This window comes from Pseudomonas sp. GW821-FHT09E12, from assembly GCF_059416085.1.
Map to the genome: position 1 here is coordinate 312,497 of NZ_JBWKOM010000004.1, position 16,091 is coordinate 328,587.

Annotated in this window: 12 protein-coding genes; 5 read left to right on the plus strand and 7 right to left on the minus strand. The window is 61.3% G+C overall.

Features of this window, described 5'->3' with window-relative positions:
• Positions 1 to 17 precede the first annotated feature (17 nt).
• From AC07PQ_RS13375 to glnA, 3 genes are all read right to left on the minus strand, one after another.
• Positions 18 to 560: a chorismate mutase gene (locus tag AC07PQ_RS13375; RefSeq protein WP_493185687.1), complete on the minus strand. Its 543-nt coding sequence runs from the start codon at positions 558 to 560 to the stop codon at positions 18 to 20.
• A gap of 86 nt (positions 561 to 646) precedes the next feature.
• Positions 647 to 2,680: a toxin-antitoxin system YwqK family antitoxin gene (locus AC07PQ_RS13380; protein WP_493185688.1), complete on the minus strand. Its 2,034-nt coding sequence runs from the start codon at positions 2,678 to 2,680 to the stop codon at positions 647 to 649.
• Between the two features lie 175 nt (positions 2,681 to 2,855).
• A complete protein-coding gene (glnA, locus tag AC07PQ_RS13385; protein WP_007929953.1) occupies positions 2,856 to 4,262 on the minus strand; it encodes a glutamate--ammonia ligase in 1,407 nt (468 codons plus the stop codon).
• 330 nt (positions 4,263 to 4,592) lie between these two features.
• On the opposite strand from glnA, the gene thiI reads away from it, so the two are divergent.
• Complete coding sequence (thiI, locus tag AC07PQ_RS13390; RefSeq protein WP_007929954.1) at positions 4,593 to 6,047, plus strand: tRNA uracil 4-sulfurtransferase ThiI; 1,455 nt, start codon at positions 4,593 to 4,595, stop codon at positions 6,045 to 6,047.
• Positions 6,048 to 6,186: 139 nt separating this feature from the next.
• On the plus strand, positions 6,187 to 8,007 hold the full coding sequence (typA, locus tag AC07PQ_RS13395) for a translational GTPase TypA (protein ID WP_009041779.1): 1,821 nt from the start codon (positions 6,187 to 6,189) through the stop codon (positions 8,005 to 8,007).
• 269 nt (positions 8,008 to 8,276) lie between these two features.
• Here the strand turns inward: typA and AC07PQ_RS13400 are convergent, their stop codons facing one another.
• The gene (locus AC07PQ_RS13400; RefSeq protein ID WP_023970087.1) at positions 8,277 to 8,720 is read right to left on the minus strand and encodes a YkgJ family cysteine cluster protein; all 444 of its coding nucleotides are present in this window, start codon (positions 8,718 to 8,720) and stop codon (positions 8,277 to 8,279) included.
• Between the two features lie 265 nt (positions 8,721 to 8,985).
• On the opposite strand from AC07PQ_RS13400, the gene AC07PQ_RS13405 reads away from it, so the two are divergent.
• The 3 genes from AC07PQ_RS13405 to AC07PQ_RS13415 all read left to right on the plus strand — a co-directional run bounded on the left by AC07PQ_RS13405 (position 8,986) and on the right by AC07PQ_RS13415 (position 13,249).
• The gene (locus AC07PQ_RS13405; RefSeq protein ID WP_101336603.1) at positions 8,986 to 11,436 is read left to right on the plus strand and encodes a glycogen/starch/alpha-glucan phosphorylase; all 2,451 of its coding nucleotides are present in this window, start codon (positions 8,986 to 8,988) and stop codon (positions 11,434 to 11,436) included.
• Between the two features lie 196 nt (positions 11,437 to 11,632).
• Complete coding sequence (locus tag AC07PQ_RS13410) at positions 11,633 to 12,643, plus strand: class 1 fructose-bisphosphatase (RefSeq protein WP_007925933.1); 1,011 nt, start codon at positions 11,633 to 11,635, stop codon at positions 12,641 to 12,643.
• Positions 12,644 to 12,646: 3 nt separating this feature from the next.
• On the plus strand, positions 12,647 to 13,249 hold the full coding sequence (locus tag AC07PQ_RS13415; protein WP_493185689.1) for a DUF924 family protein: 603 nt from the start codon (positions 12,647 to 12,649) through the stop codon (positions 13,247 to 13,249).
• Positions 13,250 to 13,374: 125 nt separating this feature from the next.
• On the opposite strand, the gene AC07PQ_RS13420 is transcribed toward AC07PQ_RS13415, so the two are convergent.
• The 3 genes from AC07PQ_RS13420 to AC07PQ_RS13430 all read right to left on the minus strand — a co-directional run bounded on the left by AC07PQ_RS13420 (position 13,375) and on the right by AC07PQ_RS13430 (position 15,959).
• Complete coding sequence (locus AC07PQ_RS13420; protein ID WP_493185690.1) at positions 13,375 to 13,707, minus strand: type II toxin-antitoxin system RelE/ParE family toxin; 333 nt, start codon at positions 13,705 to 13,707, stop codon at positions 13,375 to 13,377.
• Positions 13,704 to 13,976, minus strand: coding sequence for a type II toxin-antitoxin system Phd/YefM family antitoxin (locus tag AC07PQ_RS13425; protein WP_007925927.1), 273 nt, complete (start codon positions 13,974 to 13,976; stop codon positions 13,704 to 13,706). Before AC07PQ_RS13425 ends, AC07PQ_RS13420 begins: the two co-directional genes overlap by 4 nt.
• Positions 13,977 to 14,066: 90 nt before the next feature.
• Positions 14,067 to 15,959 carry a methyl-accepting chemotaxis protein gene (locus AC07PQ_RS13430; RefSeq protein ID WP_493185691.1) on the minus strand — a complete coding sequence of 631 codons (1,893 nt, stop codon included), beginning with the start codon at positions 15,957 to 15,959 and terminating at the stop codon, positions 14,067 to 14,069.
• Positions 15,960 to 16,091: the final 132 nt, after the last annotated feature.

Genomic DNA, 16,091 nt, shown 5'->3' on the forward strand with positions numbered 1-16,091 from the left:
GGCCCAGGTTCGTCACTTCAACCTTTGGACACACAAAGCTCGGCGGTGGCGCGGACCAGCGCCAGTTGGCGCAGCGCCGGGCGGTCGCCGCCGTGGGTGGCCTGGGCCAGCCATTGCGGGCACTGCGGGTCGTTGCGGTAGGGGCTGAAATCCGCCAGTTGCTGCAGCAGGCGTTTTTGTAACCGGTCGAGTTGCGGGCGGATCTGCCCCACCAGGTCCGGGCGCAGCGTGTCCGGCGCCTGGCCTTGCAAGGTCCATTCGGACAGATGGGCGTACTGCACCAGCTTGTTGGCCTCGATCTGCGCGGCGAAGAACTGTTCCACCGCCGCGCCGTCGAGTTTGTAGGCCGGCGCCTGGGCCACCGCGCCGGCAATCACCTCACGCTCGCGCGGGCGGTCTTCCACCGGTTTGTGGCTGTCCCATTTGCTCAGGGCCACTTGGTCGGCAATGGCCAGGCGTTCTTCGAGGGTGGCCAGCAGAGGGCCGAGGGTGGCGGGGGCGGCGCAGGCATTACCGGCCAGCAACAGGGTCAACAGGGCAAGGCAGAATCGCGAAGTCATGGGCAGTCTCGGCTTCTTGGGGACAAGTCGGCGGCCATGATGCACGCAAAACCGCAGTGCCTGGCAAGCGCCGGGTGCAAGGTGGGTCATTGGCCGGCCACGGCAGTCGCGGGCGCCCCGCAACCGGTTGGGCTGGAAGACAGTCGCTGGCTGCTTTCGTCATAGACGATCCGGCAGGCGCTCAAGCCGTTGTCGATCAGTTCGCGGCTCTTGACCGCGCCGTTGCGGTGATAGCACAGCTGTTCGCCGACCAGTTGGCCGTTGGACTCATGACTTTTCACCTGTTGCTGGTTGATGGTCATCCAGGTGAAACCCACCGAGTTTTTCTGGCACTCGACCTGCCCATTGTCGTAGTAGGTGCGCTGAGTGATCTGGTCATTGTCGCCGATGATCTTCTCGCGGATCTTTTGGCCTGTTTCATAGTTGTACTCGATGGAGCCTTGGGGGCTGCCAAAGAGAAAGTCCGTTTCCCAGGACAGCTTTCCGTGGGTGAACCGCCGTTGTTTTCCGCAGCGTTCGACGGTTGAGCCGAGCTTGTCGAAGCGGCACCAGTTGGCTTCTTCATAAAGCACTTCGTCCTGATCGTATTGTTTCATCAGGCCGACAAAGCGCCCTCCCTCGAAGCGCCCGACCGTGGCCGGCGTCCCGTCGCGCAGGAAGGTCAGGTGAGGGCCTTCGTACCGATCGTTGTGCCAGGAAATATCGCTGATCAGCTTGCCGTCTTCGCTGTAACCCAGTGAGCGACCTTCCCGTTTGCCATTCTCATATTGCTGCGAGTACTGCAGGTTGCCGCTGGGGCTATAGCCTTCGCGGGTACCGGACAGCACATCTGCCTGGTAATGCTCGATCAGGACCAGCACGCCGTTGGCGTCGGTTTCGCGCAACTCGCCCTCTTTTTTATCGGCGACGAAGTTCACGCTCTGGCTATGGCCCTTGTCCGTCTTGAGTATCCAGGGTCCGTTTTTCAGGTCGTTCTTGAAGTTGCCGCGACCTGCCTGGGTAACCCATGGCCCTTCGCGTTTGTCGTTGCGGTAGCTGCCGCTTTCGGTGAAGCCGTCCAGCTTCTCTTCGCTCGGACCGTTGAGCACGCCATGGACATAGGTCTGGAAGCCAGTGACAGCGGATTCGCCTCCTTCGTCGTAGGACAGCACCCAGCGTCCCTCGCGCAAATCGTCCCGATACTCGCCGGTTGCGGATTGCCAGCGGTAGGTTTCGGTCCACTGCCCCTGGCGCTTGCCATCGACAAAACGGCCATGGCTCCAGCCTTCGTCCGGGCTGGAAAAACTCCATTCGCCGGTGCGTTGGCCGTGGGCATAGGCACCCTGGGCGGCGACGGCACCGCCGGAGTCGGAGTATTCCACGCAGGCCCCGTCCTCGCTGTCAGTGAAACGCTGCGGTTCGGTTTCCCAGGCGATGCGGCTGGCCCGGTAGTTGTACAGCAGGGGCTCGTCCTCCAGCGCAGGCGTTTCGCCGCGCCAGTAGGTGGCGGTGAGAAAGCGTCCGTCCTTTTCGGCGAAGGTCTTTTTGTAGCTGTACTGCTCAGCTCCGGGCGGATGGGCGGTGATGGGCTGCCCGTTCTGGTCGAAGTAACCCACCAGGGTGCCGGCCGAATGGTCGAGCCGGTCGAATTCCTCGATACCCGAGTCTTCGTAGAAGTAGCTGTAGTTCAGCGGTGTCAGTTGGTGCAGGGCCTGTTTCACCGTCGGGGCATCGAGTTTCTTGCGGTCTTTGGCGATGCGCTCCAGGGCGGGTTGCAGTTTTTCCAGGCGCTGGTAGAGGTGGTCGCTTTCGTTATAGCGATAGGCATGCACGCGGTATTGGCCGCGCTGTTTGAACAGCACCAGGCGGGTCAGGGACTCATCGTCCAGGGCGATGTTGAACACCGACTCGATGGTTGCATCGCCGAAGTCGTCGAGCAGCTGCGGCTGGCTCTCGTCCGGGTCGACCGAGTAATAACCTTTGACGCCGCCGCCCTGCTTGATAAAGGCCAGGGTCGCCGAGCTTTCCGCCAGGCCGGTGATCAGCGGGTGGGCCAGGGATTTGTCGGCATAGAAAGGCGCCGCCTGGGTGCTGCCGAACGCCAGGCAGGCGATCAGGCCGAGAGAACGAGTCCACTGCATACGAATCCCTTCGTCGAGGCGCCGGACAGAGGGCGCCAGAGGCGCGGATTATCCATGGATGAATAGCCCGGTGGAATGCTCCGGGGCGATGGGCGGGCAATAAAAAAGGCCTCCCGAGGGAGGCCTTTTTTCTTGTTACGTAGCATGTCACGCCGCGTGGGGCGGCGCTACCGGATCAGCAGCTGTAGTACAGCTCGTATTCCAGTGGGTGTACGAAGGTACGGACCTTGATTTCTTCTTCGCTTTTCAGGGCGATGTAAGCGTCGATGAAGTCGTCGCTGAAAACGCCGCCTTTGGTCAGGAACGCACGACCTTTGTCCAGCTCTTCCAGGGCTTCTTTCAGGCTGCCGCAAACTTGTGGGATCTCTTTCGCCTCTTCAGGCGGCAGGTCGTACAGGTTTTTGTCAGCCGCGTCGCCAGGGTGGATCTTGTTCTGGATACCGTCCAGGCCGGCCATCAGCAGGGCAGCGAAGGCCAGGTATGGGTTGGCAGCCGGATCCGGGAAGCGCGCTTCGATACGGCGGGCTTTAGGGCTCGACACGTAAGGGATACGGATCGAAGCGGAACGGTTGCGAGCCGAGTAGGCCAGCATGACCGGAGCTTCGAAGCCTGGGACCAGACGCTTGTAGGAGTTGGTCGAAGGGTTGGTGAAACCGTTCAGGGCCTTACCGTGCTTGATGATGCCGCCGATGAAGTACAGGGCGGTGTCGGACAGGCCGGCATAACCTTCGCCAGCGAAGGTGTTCTTGCCATCTTTGGAGATGGACATGTGCACGTGCATACCCGAGCCGTTGTCGCCGTACAGAGGCTTAGGCATGAAGGTCGCGGTGCGGCCGTAGGCGTCGGCCACATTGTGTACGCAGTACTTGAGGGTCTGAACTTCGTCGCCCTTGTTGACCAGGGTGTTGAACTTCACGCCGATTTCGTTCTGGCCGGCAGTCGCCACTTCGTGGTGGTGAACTTCGATGACCAGGCCCATTTCTTCCATGGCATTACACATGGAGGTACGGATTTCGTGGTCGTGGTCGAACGGAGGAACCGGGAAGTAGCCGCCCTTGACGCCTGGACGGTGGCCTTTGTTGCCGCCTTCCACGTCCTGGTCGGACATCCACGAGCCTTGCTCGGAGAAGATCTTGAACATGGAGCCGGAGATGTCGGACTTGAACTTCACTTCGTCGAAGATGAAGAACTCAGGCTCTGGACCTACGAATACGGTGTCGCCGATACCGGTGGACTTCAGGTACTCCTCGGCACGCTTGGCGATGGCGCGTGGGTCGCGATCGTAGCCCTGCATGGTCGAAGGTTCGATGATGTCGCAGACCAGGATCAGGGTCGGCTCTTCGGTGAACGGGTCCAGGACGGCGGTTTCGTCAACCGGCATCAGGATCATGTCGGAGGCTTCGATGCCTTTCCAGCCAGCGATGGAGGAACCGTCGAACATTTTGCCGATTTCGAAGAAATCGTCATCCAGCGCATCACGGGCCGGCATGGTCACGTGGTGCTGAGTGCCTTTGGTGTCAGTGAAGCGCAGATCAATCCATTTGACGTCATGATCTTTGATGAGTTGAACCGACTTCGACATAGTGTCCTCCGGGTGGCTTCGGGCGAGTGTTGGTGTGCCCTTAGAATGTGGGTGATGCCGGCGCAGATACTCTGCCATGGCAACCTGCCTCACAAGGGAGCAAATTGCATGCCAGTGCCCCGAGTTGGGTTTTATGCCCCAAACTCACGCATTCCGGGCGCTATTTGGGCCAGATTGGCAAACCGGCGCACCGCAATGTTGCGTTTTTATCTGGTCATGACCTGTTTTGGTGCACGAAAAACCGAGTGCACATTAATTGGTTAAACCTTGAGCAATTTCCGCTATAATCCGCGCCCCCCTTTTTCGGCTGGCCCAGCGCGCGCTGTTTTCATGAAACTAATCGTTAAAGTTTTCCCGGAAATCACCATCAAGAGCCGCCCGGTACGGACGCGTTTCATCCGTCAGCTGGCCAAGAACATCCGTGCCGTGCTCCGCGATCTGGACCCGGCTGTGGTGGTCAATGGTGTGTGGGACAACCTCGAGCTGGAAACCGCCGTCAGCGAGCCGAAAGCCTTGAAGGAGATGACCGAGCGCCTGAGCTGCATGCCGGGCATCGCGCATTTCCTGCAGGTCGATGAGTACCCGTTGGGCGACTTCGACGACATCGTCGCCAAGTGCAAGCAGCACTTTGGCGAGGCGCTGTCGGGGAAAGTTTTCGCCGTGCGCTGCAAGCGTGCCGGCAAGCATGAATTCAGCTCCATGGACGTGGAGAAATACGTCGGCAGCCAGCTGCGCCGACAGTGCGGCGCCGCCGGGATTTCCCTGAAAGAGCCGGAAATCGAAGTGCGGATGGAAATTCGCGACCAACGGTTGTTCGTGATCCACAGCCAGCACAACAGCATCGGCGGTTACCCGCTGGGCGCCCTGGAGCAGACCCTGGTTTTGATGTCCGGCGGTTTCGATTCCACGGTGGCGGCCTACCAGATCATGCGTCGCGGCCTGATGAGCCACTTCTGCTTCTTCAACCTGGGCGGGCGTGCCCACGAATTGGGCGTGATGGAAGTCGCGCACTATATCTGGAAGAAGTACGGCAGCTCCCAGCGCGTGCTGTTTGTCAGCGTGCCGTTCGAGGAAGTGCTCGGCGAAATCCTCGGCAAAGTCGACAACAGTCATATGGGCGTCATTTTGAAGCGTATGATGTTGCGTGCCGCGTCGAGCATCGCCGACCGCTTGCACATCGACGCGCTGGTCACCGGCGAGGCGATTTCCCAGGTGTCGAGCCAGACCCTGCCGAACCTCTCGGTCATCGACTGCGTGACCGACAAGCTGGTACTGCGCCCACTGATCGCCAGCCACAAGCAGGACATCATCGACCTGGCCAACGAAATCGGCACCGCCGACTTCGCCAAGCACATGCCGGAGTACTGCGGGGTCATCTCGGTGAACCCCAAGACCCATGCCAAGCGCCATCGCGTGGAGCATGAAGAGAAAGAATTCGACATGGCGGTGCTCGAGCGTGCGATCGAGCGGGCCAAACTGGTGCCGATCGATCGGGTGATCGACGAACTGGGCCAGGATTTGCAGATCGAAGAAGTCAGCGAGGCGCTGGCGGGCCAGATCGTGATCGACATCCGTCATCCGGATGCTCAGGAAGACGACCCGCTGACACTTTCTGGCATCGAGATAAAAGCGCTGCCGTTCTATGCATTGAATGCACGCTTCAAGGAACTGGACCCTACTCGCCAGTACCTGCTGTATTGCGACAAAGGCGTCATGAGTCGCCTGCATGCTCACCATCTGCTCAGTGAGGGACATGCCAATGTGCGCGTTTATAGACCGAGCTAAGTGCCCGGGGCTGTTTGCCTGTGGCTTGCGTCACCGGCCCCCCGACGCCACCGTCAAGCTGTAACGGCCTTGCCGGACTCTATTGTTAATCGCTGCCAGCAGTTGTCAGCACACCGAATCCTCTGATCGAGATACACAAGTGATCGAAAATCTACGCAACATCGCCATCATTGCTCACGTTGACCACGGTAAAACCACCCTGGTAGACAAACTCCTGCGTCAATCCGGCACCCTGGAGCGCAACGAGCTCAACGACGAGCGCGTGATGGACTCCAACGACCAGGAAAAAGAGCGCGGTATTACCATCCTGGCGAAAAACACCGCCATCAACTGGAACGGCTACCACATCAACATCGTGGACACCCCGGGCCACGCCGACTTCGGCGGCGAAGTTGAACGCGTAATGTCGATGGTCGACTCCGTTCTGCTGCTGGTCGACGCTCAAGACGGCCCTATGCCGCAAACCCGTTTCGTGACCAAGAAGGCGTTCGAAGCCGGCCTGCGTCCGATCGTGGTCATCAACAAGGTCGACCGTCCAGGCGCGCGTCCTGACTGGGTTCTGGACCAGATCTTCGACCTGTTCGACAACCTGGGCGCCACCGAAGAACAGCTGGACTTCAAAGTCGTCTACGCCTCGGCCCTGAACGGCATTGCCGGTCTGGACCACACCGACATGGCCGAAGACATGACCCCGCTGTACCAGTCGATCGTCGACAACGTTCCGGCTCCGGCCGTTGACCGTGACGGTCCGTTCCAGATGCAGATCTCCGCTCTGGACTACAACAGCTTCCTGGGTGTGATCGGCGTTGGCCGTATCGCTCGCGGTCGCGTCAAGCCGAACACCCCGGTCGTCGCTATCGACGTCGACGGCAAGAAGCGCAACGGCCGTATCCTGAAGCTGATGGGTCACCACGGTCTGCACCGTGTGGACGTTGAAGAAGCCGCTGCCGGCGACATCGTCTGCATCAGCGGTTTCGACGAGCTGTTCATCTCCGACACCCTGTGTGATCCGACCGCTGTCGAAGCGATGAAGCCGCTGACCGTCGACGAGCCGACCGTTTCCATGACCTTCCAGGTCAACGACTCGCCATTCTGCGGTAAAGAAGGCAAGTTCGTGACCAGCCGCAACATCAAGGAACGTCTGGACAAAGAGCTGCTGTACAACGTTGCACTGCGCGTTGAAGAAGGCGACTCGGCCGACAAGTTCAAGGTTTCCGGCCGTGGTGAGCTGCACCTGTCGGTACTGATCGAAACCATGCGTCGCGAAGGTTTCGAAATGGGCGTTGGCCGTCCTGAAGTGATCATCCGTGAAGTCGACGGCGTGAAGCAGGAACCGTTCGAAAACGTCACCATCGACATCCCTGAAGAATCCCAGGGCAAGGTCATGGAAGAAATGGGTCTGCGTAAGGGCGACCTGAGCAACATGGTTCCGGATGGCAAGGGCCGTGTACGCCTGGAATACAACATTCCAGCCCGTGGTCTGATCGGTTTCCGTAACCAGTTCCTGACCCTGACCAACGGTGCAGGCATCCTGACCTCGATCTTCGATCGCTACGCTCCGATGAAGTCCGGCCACATGTCCGGTCGTCAGAACGGCGTACTGGTTTCGGTCGAGACTGGCAAGGCCCTGACCTACTCCCTGGAAACCCTGCAGGCGCGCGGCAAGCTGTTCGTCGAGCACGGCCAGGAAATCTACAACGGTCAGATCGTTGGTCTGAACAGCCGTGACAACGACCTGGGTGTGAACCCAACCAAAGGCAAGAAGCTCGACAACATGCGTGCTTCGGGCAAGGACGAAACCATCGCCCTGGTTCCGCCGGTTCGTTTCACCCTGGAACAGGCTCTGGAATTCATCCAGGACGACGAGCTGTGCGAAGTGACTCCTAAGTCCATCCGTCTTCGCAAGAAGATCCTGGACGAAGGCGAGCGTACCCGCGCTGCCAAGAAAGCCAAGAACTGATCCTTTAGTTCAGGCTGAATGAAAACGCCCCCGGTCGAAAGGCCGGGGGCGTTTTTTTTGGTCTGTGAAAAAGCTCGGGTCCTGTAGCCGCTGCCGAGCCTGCGAGGCTGCGATCGGCCGCGTAGCGGTCGTCAAGCGGTAGATCTGAAACTCTGCGGTGGCCCGGATTGCGGCTGCTTTGCAGCCGATCGCAGCCTCGCCAAGGCTCGGCAGCGGCTACAGGGCGGCAGGGTTACGCGGGGAACGGGGTTGCAGGCGCAGGTCGAGGCTCAGAAGCGTTCCAGGGTCCGGCTGCTGGTGTTGGTCGGGCGCTCCACCGGCTTGGGCTTGTACGCGCAATAGCCTGGGCGCGGGCCGATCTTCGGGTGGTTGCGGCAGGTGTCCGGGCGCTTGTCATAAATGGTGCACAGGCGGCTCTTACGATCCAGATACAGGCAGTCGTTGTTACTCATGCGCTGCAGGGTGAAGATCTCGGACTTCTGGTTGTAGCGCTCGACGATGCCTTCCTTCTGCAGGCGCTTGGCGATGTTCTTCGCCGGCTCGCCGCGCTCGAATTCGTCGACGATGCCGATGCGGATCAGATCCTTGATCTTGACCTCCACCGGCAGGGTGCAGCAGCTGGACATGCAGGAGCCGCACATGGGCGCGGAATACTTGGCCCAGGTATCGAGTCGGTCGATTTCCGCGGCGGCGATCAGGTTGGACTTCATCAGGCTTGTTTCCAGCGTGTGTATCAGGGCGCGCGATCATACCGGTACTGGTGGATTTTTGAACAACCATTTAACGGAATTTGCGCCTGCCCAAGGGGAGTGCGAGGGTCGGCACGGCATCTGCATCATTTTTGCCAGCTGCCGCGGGAGACGCCGCCTCTGCTCGGGCAATCGCAAGACGCACCGAACCAGAGTCTTTGGCTCCTGTCAGACCGACTAGGCTCAGACAATTCCATGCTCACTGTCTATCTCGCTCGAGGTCGTATTCATGACTCAGGAACTGCAAGTTCGTGACGCTGAGGTGGCCGCTTTTCGCGACGCCGTCCTGACCAAACTCACCTACGCGGTGGGCAAAGACCCGGACCACGCCTTCGACCATGACTGGTTCGAAGCCATCGCCCTGGCGGCGCGCGATCACATGGTCGAGCACTGGATGGACCATACGCGGCAGATCTACCGCAAGGGCCAGAAACGCGTTTACTACCTGTCCCTGGAGTTCCTCATCGGTCGCCTGCTCTACGACAGCCTGAGCAACCTCGGGCTGCTGGACGTAGCGCGCGATGCGCTGAACGACCTGGGCGTCGATATGGAACGCATCCGCCTGCTGGAGCCGGATGCGGCGCTGGGCAACGGTGGCCTCGGCCGGCTGGCGGCGTGCTTCATGGAAAGCATGTCGACCCTGGGCATCGCTGGCCACGGCTACGGCATTCGTTATGAACACGGTTTGTTCCGCCAGGCCATCGTCGATGGCTGGCAGCAGGAGCAGACCGAGCACTGGCTGGACTTCGGCAACCCCTGGGAGTTCGAGCGCCCCGAAGTGATCTATTCGATCGGCTTCGGCGGCAGCGTCGAGACCGTCACCGACGAGGCCGGCCACGCCCGGCAGGTCTGGTGGCCGGCGGAAACCGTGCGCGCGGTGGCCTACGACACCCCGGTGGTCGGCTGGCGCGGCGCCAGCGTCAACACCTTGCGCCTGTGGCGCGCCCGGGCCATGGAAGACCTGCACCTGGAACGCTTCAACGCCGGCGACCACCTGGGCGCGGTGGCCGAGGTGGCCCGGGCCGAGAGCATCTCCCGGGTGCTCTACCCGGCGGACAGCACCGAAGCCGGCCAGGAACTGCGCCTGCGCCAGGAATACTTCTTCGTCTCCGCGTCCCTGCAGGACCTGCTGCGCCGGCACAAGAACATGCACGACTCGGTGCTCAGCCTCGGTGAGCATGCGGCGATCCAGCTCAACGACACGCACCCGTCGATCGCCGTGGCCGAGTTGATGCGCCAGCTGGTGGACCTGCACGGCATCGCCTGGGACGCGGCCTGGCAGATCACCGTCGAAACCCTGGCCTACACCAACCACACGCTACTGCCCGAAGCCCTGGAAACCTGGCCGGTGGGCCTGATGGAACGCATGCTGCCGCGGCACATGCAGATCATTTACCTGATCAACGCCCAGCACATCGATTCGCTGCGGGCCAAGGGCATCCACGACTTCGACGTGCTGCGCGCGGTGTCGCTGATTGAAGAAGACAACGGCCGCCGGGTGCGCATGGGCAACCTGGCGTTTCTCGGTTCCCATAGCGTCAACGGCGTGTCTGGTCTGCACACCCAACTGATGCGCAGCACGGTGTTTTCCGAGCTGCACAAGCTGTATCCGGAGCGGATCAACAACAAGACCAACGGCATCACCTTCCGCCGCTGGCTGTACCAGGCCAACCCCAAGCTGACGGCGATGCTGGTCGAAGCCGTGGGCCCGGAGCTGCTGGACAACCCCGAGGAGCTGTTGCTCAAGCTCGAACCCTTCGCCGAGAAGCCGGCCTTTCGCAAGCAGTTCGCCGAACAGCGCCTGCACAGCAAGCGCGCGCTGGCGGCGATCATCCATGAGCGTCTGGGCATCGCGGTCAATCCGGCGGCGCTGTTCGACGTCCAGGTCAAACGGATCCATGAGTACAAGCGCCAACTGCTCAACCTGATGCACACGGTGGCGCTGTACCAGGCGATCCGCGCCGAGCCGGAAATCGACTGGGTGCCGCGGGTGAAGATCTTCGCCGGCAAGGCCGCGGCCAGTTACCACCAGGCCAAACTGATCATCAAGCTGAGCAACGACATCGCCCGCACGGTGAACAACGACCCGACCGTGCGCGGCCTGCTCAAGGTGGTGTTCTTGCCCAATTACAACGTCAGCCTGGCCGAAAGCATCATCCCGGCGGCGGACCTGTCGGAGCAGATTTCCACCGCCGGTTTCGAGGCCTCGGGCACCAGCAACATGAAGTTCGGCCTCAATGGCGCGCTGACCATCGGCACCCTGGACGGCGCCAACGTCGAGATGTGCGAGCGGGTCGGCGCCGAGCACATGTTCATCTTCGGCCTCAGCGCCCAGCAGGTGGAGGCACGTAAACGCAATGGCGAATTCAGCGCGGTGCCGGACATCGCCGCCTCCCATCGTCTCAACGATGTGCTGCAGGCGATTCGTGGCGGGGTATTTTCGCCGGACGATCCGGCCCGTTACTCCGGGCTGATCGATTCGCTGGTCGACTATGACCGCTTCCATGTGTGCGCCGATTTCGACTCCTACTGGAATGCCCAGTTGCATGTCGAAGAGCGCTGGCGCGACAGCAATCAATGGTGGCGTTCGGCGGTGCTCAACAGCGCGCGCATGGGCTGGTTCTCTTCGGACCGGACCATTCGCGAGTACGCCACACAGATCTGGAAGGCTCTGGAATAGGCCGCTCGGCGGTCCCGTAGCGTCGAAAGGGCGCAGGCTATCGCAGCCTGCGCCAACGGCTACGGATCGGATTTCGGGCTACGCTCAACCCCATGCATGAACTCTCTGTGGCGGATCTCGTCTCATAGGAGGAAATGCACCCCGACTCGCGTTAAACTGCGCGGGTTTTTAGCCCCCCATTCCTCCGGAGCCGTCCATGTCCCGCGTTACCCTGAGTCGCTATTTGATTGAGCAGACCCGCAGCAACAACACTCCTGCCGATCTGCGCTTCCTGATCGAAGTGGTGGCGCGTGCCTGCAAGGAGATCAGCCATGCCGTGTCCAAAGGCGCCCTGGGCGGTGTTCTGGGCAGCATGGGCACTGAAAACGTCCAAGGCGAAGTGCAGAAGAAGCTCGACGTGCTCTCCAACGAGATCCTGCTCGAAGCCAACGAATGGGGCGGTCACCTGGCCGGCATGGCGTCCGAGGAAATGGACAATGCCTACCAAATCCCGGGCAAATACCCGAAAGGCGCGTACCTGCTGGTATTCGACCCGCTGGACGGCTCGTCGAACATCGACATCAACGCCCCGGTCGGCACGATCTTCTCGGTATTGCGTTGCCCGAACGAATACCTGAGCCAGAACGAACCGCTCAATGAAAAGGCCTTCCTGCAGCCAGGCACTCAGCAGGTTGCCGCCGGTTACGCCATCTACGGCCCGCAGACCATGCTGGTGCTGACCCTGGGCGACGGCGTCAAGGGCTTCACCCTGGATCGTGAAATGGGCAGCTTCGTGCTGACCCACGAAGACATCACCATTCCTGAAAGCACCCAGGAATTCGCCATCAACATGTCCAACCAGCGTCACTGGGAAGCGCCGGTGCAGCGTTACGTGAGCGAATTGCTGGCAGGCGAAGAAGGCCCGCTGAACAAGAACTACAACATGCGCTGGGTGGCCGCCATGGTCGCCGACGTGCACCGCATCCTGACCCGCGGTGGCCTGTTCATGTACCCGCGCGACAGCCGCGAGCCATCCAAGCCGGGCAAGCTGCGCCTGATGTACGAAGCCAACCCGATGTCGTTCCTGGTGGAACAGGCGGGCGGCGCTTCCACCGACGGTCACCAGCGCATTCTCGACATCCAGCCTGAAGGCCTGCACCAGCGCGTAGCGGTGTTCCTCGGCTCGAAGGAAGAAGTCGCCCGCGTCACCGCCTACCACAAGGAATAACCCATGGCCGCGCCCTGGCAGCCCTTGCTCGACTGGTGGTTCGGTTCGGCCGAGAAACCCGCGGATATCAAGGCTGAAAAGGGCAGGCTGTGGTTTGGTAAGCGCGACAGCCAGGACCTCGAGGCGCGCGAGCGTTTCGGGGATCTGGTGGAACAGGCCTTGGCCGGCGGATTGACCGAGTGGGCGCAACGCCCGCAAGGTTGGCTGGCTCTGGTGCTGCTGCTCGACCAGCTGCCGCGCATGCTGTATCGCGAAACCCCCAAGAGCTTTGCCGGCGATCTGCGCGCCCAGGCGCTGGTGGCCCAGGGCATTGCCGCGGATTTCGACCGGCAACTGTCACCGATGCAGCGCAGCTTCGTCTACCTGGTGTTCGAGCATTGCGAAAACCTGGCGGTGCAGAACGAAGCGATCTCCAGGTTCGCCGCCTTGCACGACGAGCAGCCGCTGGCCGACCAACCGGTGTTCGCCGATCTGCTGGACTACGCCGAACGGCATCAGAAAATCATCGCCCGCTTCGGGCGCTTCCCTCATCGCAACCAGATTCTCGGGCGTGAATCGACGCCGGAGGAACTGGCATTCCTGCGCGAGCCGGGTTCCAGCTTCTAAATCTGCTGCGTGGCATCAAAAGCTATCGCGGGCAAGCCTCGCTCCTACGGATGCTTGGGTTCTTCTGTAGGAGCGGCTGGTCGACGCTCGATTGCCCGCGATAGGGCTTCAAGACCCATGAATACTTAGCGCCTGGCGTGCAGTAACCGCTTCATCAGCAAGGTTTGCAGGTCTTGGCGGGTATCGGCGATGACATGGATGTAGACGGTAGCGTCTCGTACTTCATAGATGATTCGATTCATCCCCGAGAGTATCTGTCGGTAGTGGCCGACATGCAGTTGTTCGAGTTCTTCGGGAATCGCCCCGGCGTAGGGCAGGGTGGCCAGTTGGCGAATGGCTTGTTTCAGGCTGCTGTAGCTGTTGTGCCAGGTAGCGGTGGAGAGCCGCTGGGTGAGGTAGGTACGCAACTCGATGAGGTCGGTTTCCGCCGAATGCAGAAGCACTACCTTGAATGTCACGGTTGGTCGGCCTGGTCCAGTTCGTCGAACACGTCCTGGGCATCGCGGAATTGGCCTTCATCGATCTCACGATTACCGAGGGCGAGGATCTTCAGCAGCGCCATGGTTTCTTCCTGCTGCTCGAAGCTTTTCACATCCATGACCACCAGTTTTGCCTCGCCGTTCTGGGTAATGACCATGGGCTCACGGCTTTCGGTGATGGTTTTGACGATCTCGGCGGTATGGCTTTTCAGGTAACTGATCGGTTTGATCTGAGAAGAAAGCTTCATGGGAGCATCTCGTCTGGGGAAGCAGGACTGAGTTTAGTCTTTATTCAGTCCTATGTGCGCCGCGCCAGACGAGTTGAGTGTTGCTGATCGTTAAATCCTGAAGCTACCCACCAACTGCTGCAACCGCGCCGCTTGCTGCTCCAGGTCGGCGCAGGCGCGCAGGGTCGCCTGCAGGTTTTCCACGCCTTCCTGGTTGAGGGTGTTGATCTCGGTGATGTCGACGTTGATCGACTCCACCACGGCGGTCTGCTCCTCGGTGGCGGTGGCCACGGACTGGTTCATGCCGTCGATCTCGCCGATGCGCTGGGTCACGCTGCCCAGGCGCTGGCCGGCCTGGTTGGCGATGCCGACGCTGCTTGCGCTCTCGCGCTGGCTTTCGGTCATGGTGTCCACCGCCTGGCGGGCGCCGACCTGCAGTTCCTCGATCATCTTCTGCACTTGCTGCGCCGAGTCCTGGGTGCGGTGGGCGAGGTTGCGCACCTCATCGGCGACCACCGCGAAACCACGGCCGGCCTCACCGGCGCGGGCGGCTTCGATGGCGGCGTTGAGGGCCAGCAGGTTGGTCTGCTGGGAGATGCTGGTGATGACTTCGAGGATCTGCCCGATGTTCACCGTGTTGCTGTTCAGCGTTTCGATATGGCCGCAGGAGTCGCTGATCTTCGCCGACAGCTGCTGCATGGCGGCGATGGTCTGGTCGACCACGGCCTGGCCTTCGCTGGCCAGGTTGCGCGCATCGCTGGAGTGCTGCGACGCCAGGGCGGCGTTCTGGGCGATTTCCTGGGCGGCGGCGCCGAGCTGGTTGATGGCCGCAGCGACGCTGCTGGTGCGCGAGGCCTGCTGGCCGGAGTTGAACATCGACGAGTTCGAGGCGCTGACCACCCGCAGGGCGACTTCGTTGACCTGGCCGGTGGCCGAGGCGACTTCGCGGATCGAACCGTGAACCCGTTCGACGAAACGGTTGAACGACACGCCCAGGGTGCCGAACTCGTCGTGGCCATGGATGGTCAGGCGCTTGGTCAGGTCGCCTTCGCCCTCGGCGATGTCGTGCATGGCGCGGCCCATCAGGTGCAGCGGCTGCATCAGCACGCGGATCAGCATGCCCAGCAGGCTGATGATGATCACTACGGCAATCAGCATGGCGATGATCGCCGAGGTGCGGAACTCGCTGAGCATCGAGAACGCGGTGCCCTTGTCCAGCACCAGCGCCACGTACCAGTCCGCCGCCGGCACGCCGTTGACGCGGGTGAAGGAGATGAGCTGGGTCTTGCCGCCCAGCTCGACTTCCTTCAGGCCCGGGCCGACCTGCGGGGCGCCATTGGGGTAGGCGTCGCTGAGGTTCTTGAGCACCAGCTTGCTGTCCGGGTGGATCAGGATCTTGCCGCCGGCGCTGACGATGAACGCCTGGCCATGGCCGCCGAAATTCAGCGAGTTGATGATGGCGCTGACGTTGGACAGGTCGATATCGGCCCCGGCGACGCCGATGAAGCTGCCCTGGTGCTGCACCGGGGTGGCGACGGTGATCACCAGCTTGCCGGAAGAGGCGGCGATGTAGGGTTCGGTGACGATGGTCTGCTGGGCCGAGTTGGCCGCCTTGTACCAGCCACGGGCTCGCGGGTCGTAGTCGGGCGCGCGGTTGCCCGCCGGGACCGAGAACATCGCGCCGTCCTGGCCGCCGAAGTAGCTGAGCTGGAAGTTGCTGGCGTAGGCGGGGAGGTCGACGCTGCGTTTCAGGTCGTCGGCGCCGCTGCCGTCCACGGCGATCTGCTGGGCCAGGGTGTGCAGCAACTGGATGCGGCTTTCCAGCCAGGTCTGGATGTTGCTGCTGGTCAGGCTGCCGAGTTCCTGCATGGAGGACTCGTTGCTGCTGCGCAGGGCCTCGCGCTGTCGATAGTCGTTGAACAGGATAAAACAGGCGAACGCAACGGCGACCACAAGAGCGGCGGCAAGCAGGATCTTATGGCTGAATTTCATGTTTCTGGTCATTAGGTGAACTACCGCGAAAGGGTGGTCAGCGAGGGGGCGTCAATTTGCCATAACGGCAGCTTTTGCGCTGCTTTTATGTCGACTGGCCATCATGAAAAATGAGGCACGCCGACGTCTGCCCGACGAAATGCG

Excerpts from the sequence above, each read along its gene's own strand:
- AC07PQ_RS13425 (WP_007925927.1), bottom strand. The coding sequence starts at position 13,976 with ATGAAGCTTTCTTCTCAGATCAAACCGATCAGTTACCTGAAAAGCCAT.
- AC07PQ_RS13380 (WP_493185688.1), bottom strand. The coding sequence starts at position 2,680 with ATGCAGTGGACTCGTTCTCTCGGCCTGATCGCCTGCCTGGCGTTCGGC.
- AC07PQ_RS13405 (WP_101336603.1), top strand. The coding sequence starts at position 8,986 with ATGACTCAGGAACTGCAAGTTCGTGACGCTGAGGTGGCCGCTTTTCGC.
- glnA (WP_007929953.1), bottom strand. The coding sequence starts at position 4,262 with ATGTCGAAGTCGGTTCAACTCATCAAAGATCATGACGTCAAATGGATT.
- AC07PQ_RS13430 (WP_493185691.1), bottom strand. The coding sequence starts at position 15,959 with ATGACCAGAAACATGAAATTCAGCCATAAGATCCTGCTTGCCGCCGCT.
- thiI (WP_007929954.1), top strand. The coding sequence starts at position 4,593 with ATGAAACTAATCGTTAAAGTTTTCCCGGAAATCACCATCAAGAGCCGC.
- AC07PQ_RS13410 (WP_007925933.1), top strand. The coding sequence starts at position 11,633 with ATGTCCCGCGTTACCCTGAGTCGCTATTTGATTGAGCAGACCCGCAGC.
- AC07PQ_RS13375 (WP_493185687.1), bottom strand. The coding sequence starts at position 560 with ATGACTTCGCGATTCTGCCTTGCCCTGTTGACCCTGTTGCTGGCCGGT.
- AC07PQ_RS13415 (WP_493185689.1), top strand. The coding sequence starts at position 12,647 with ATGGCCGCGCCCTGGCAGCCCTTGCTCGACTGGTGGTTCGGTTCGGCC.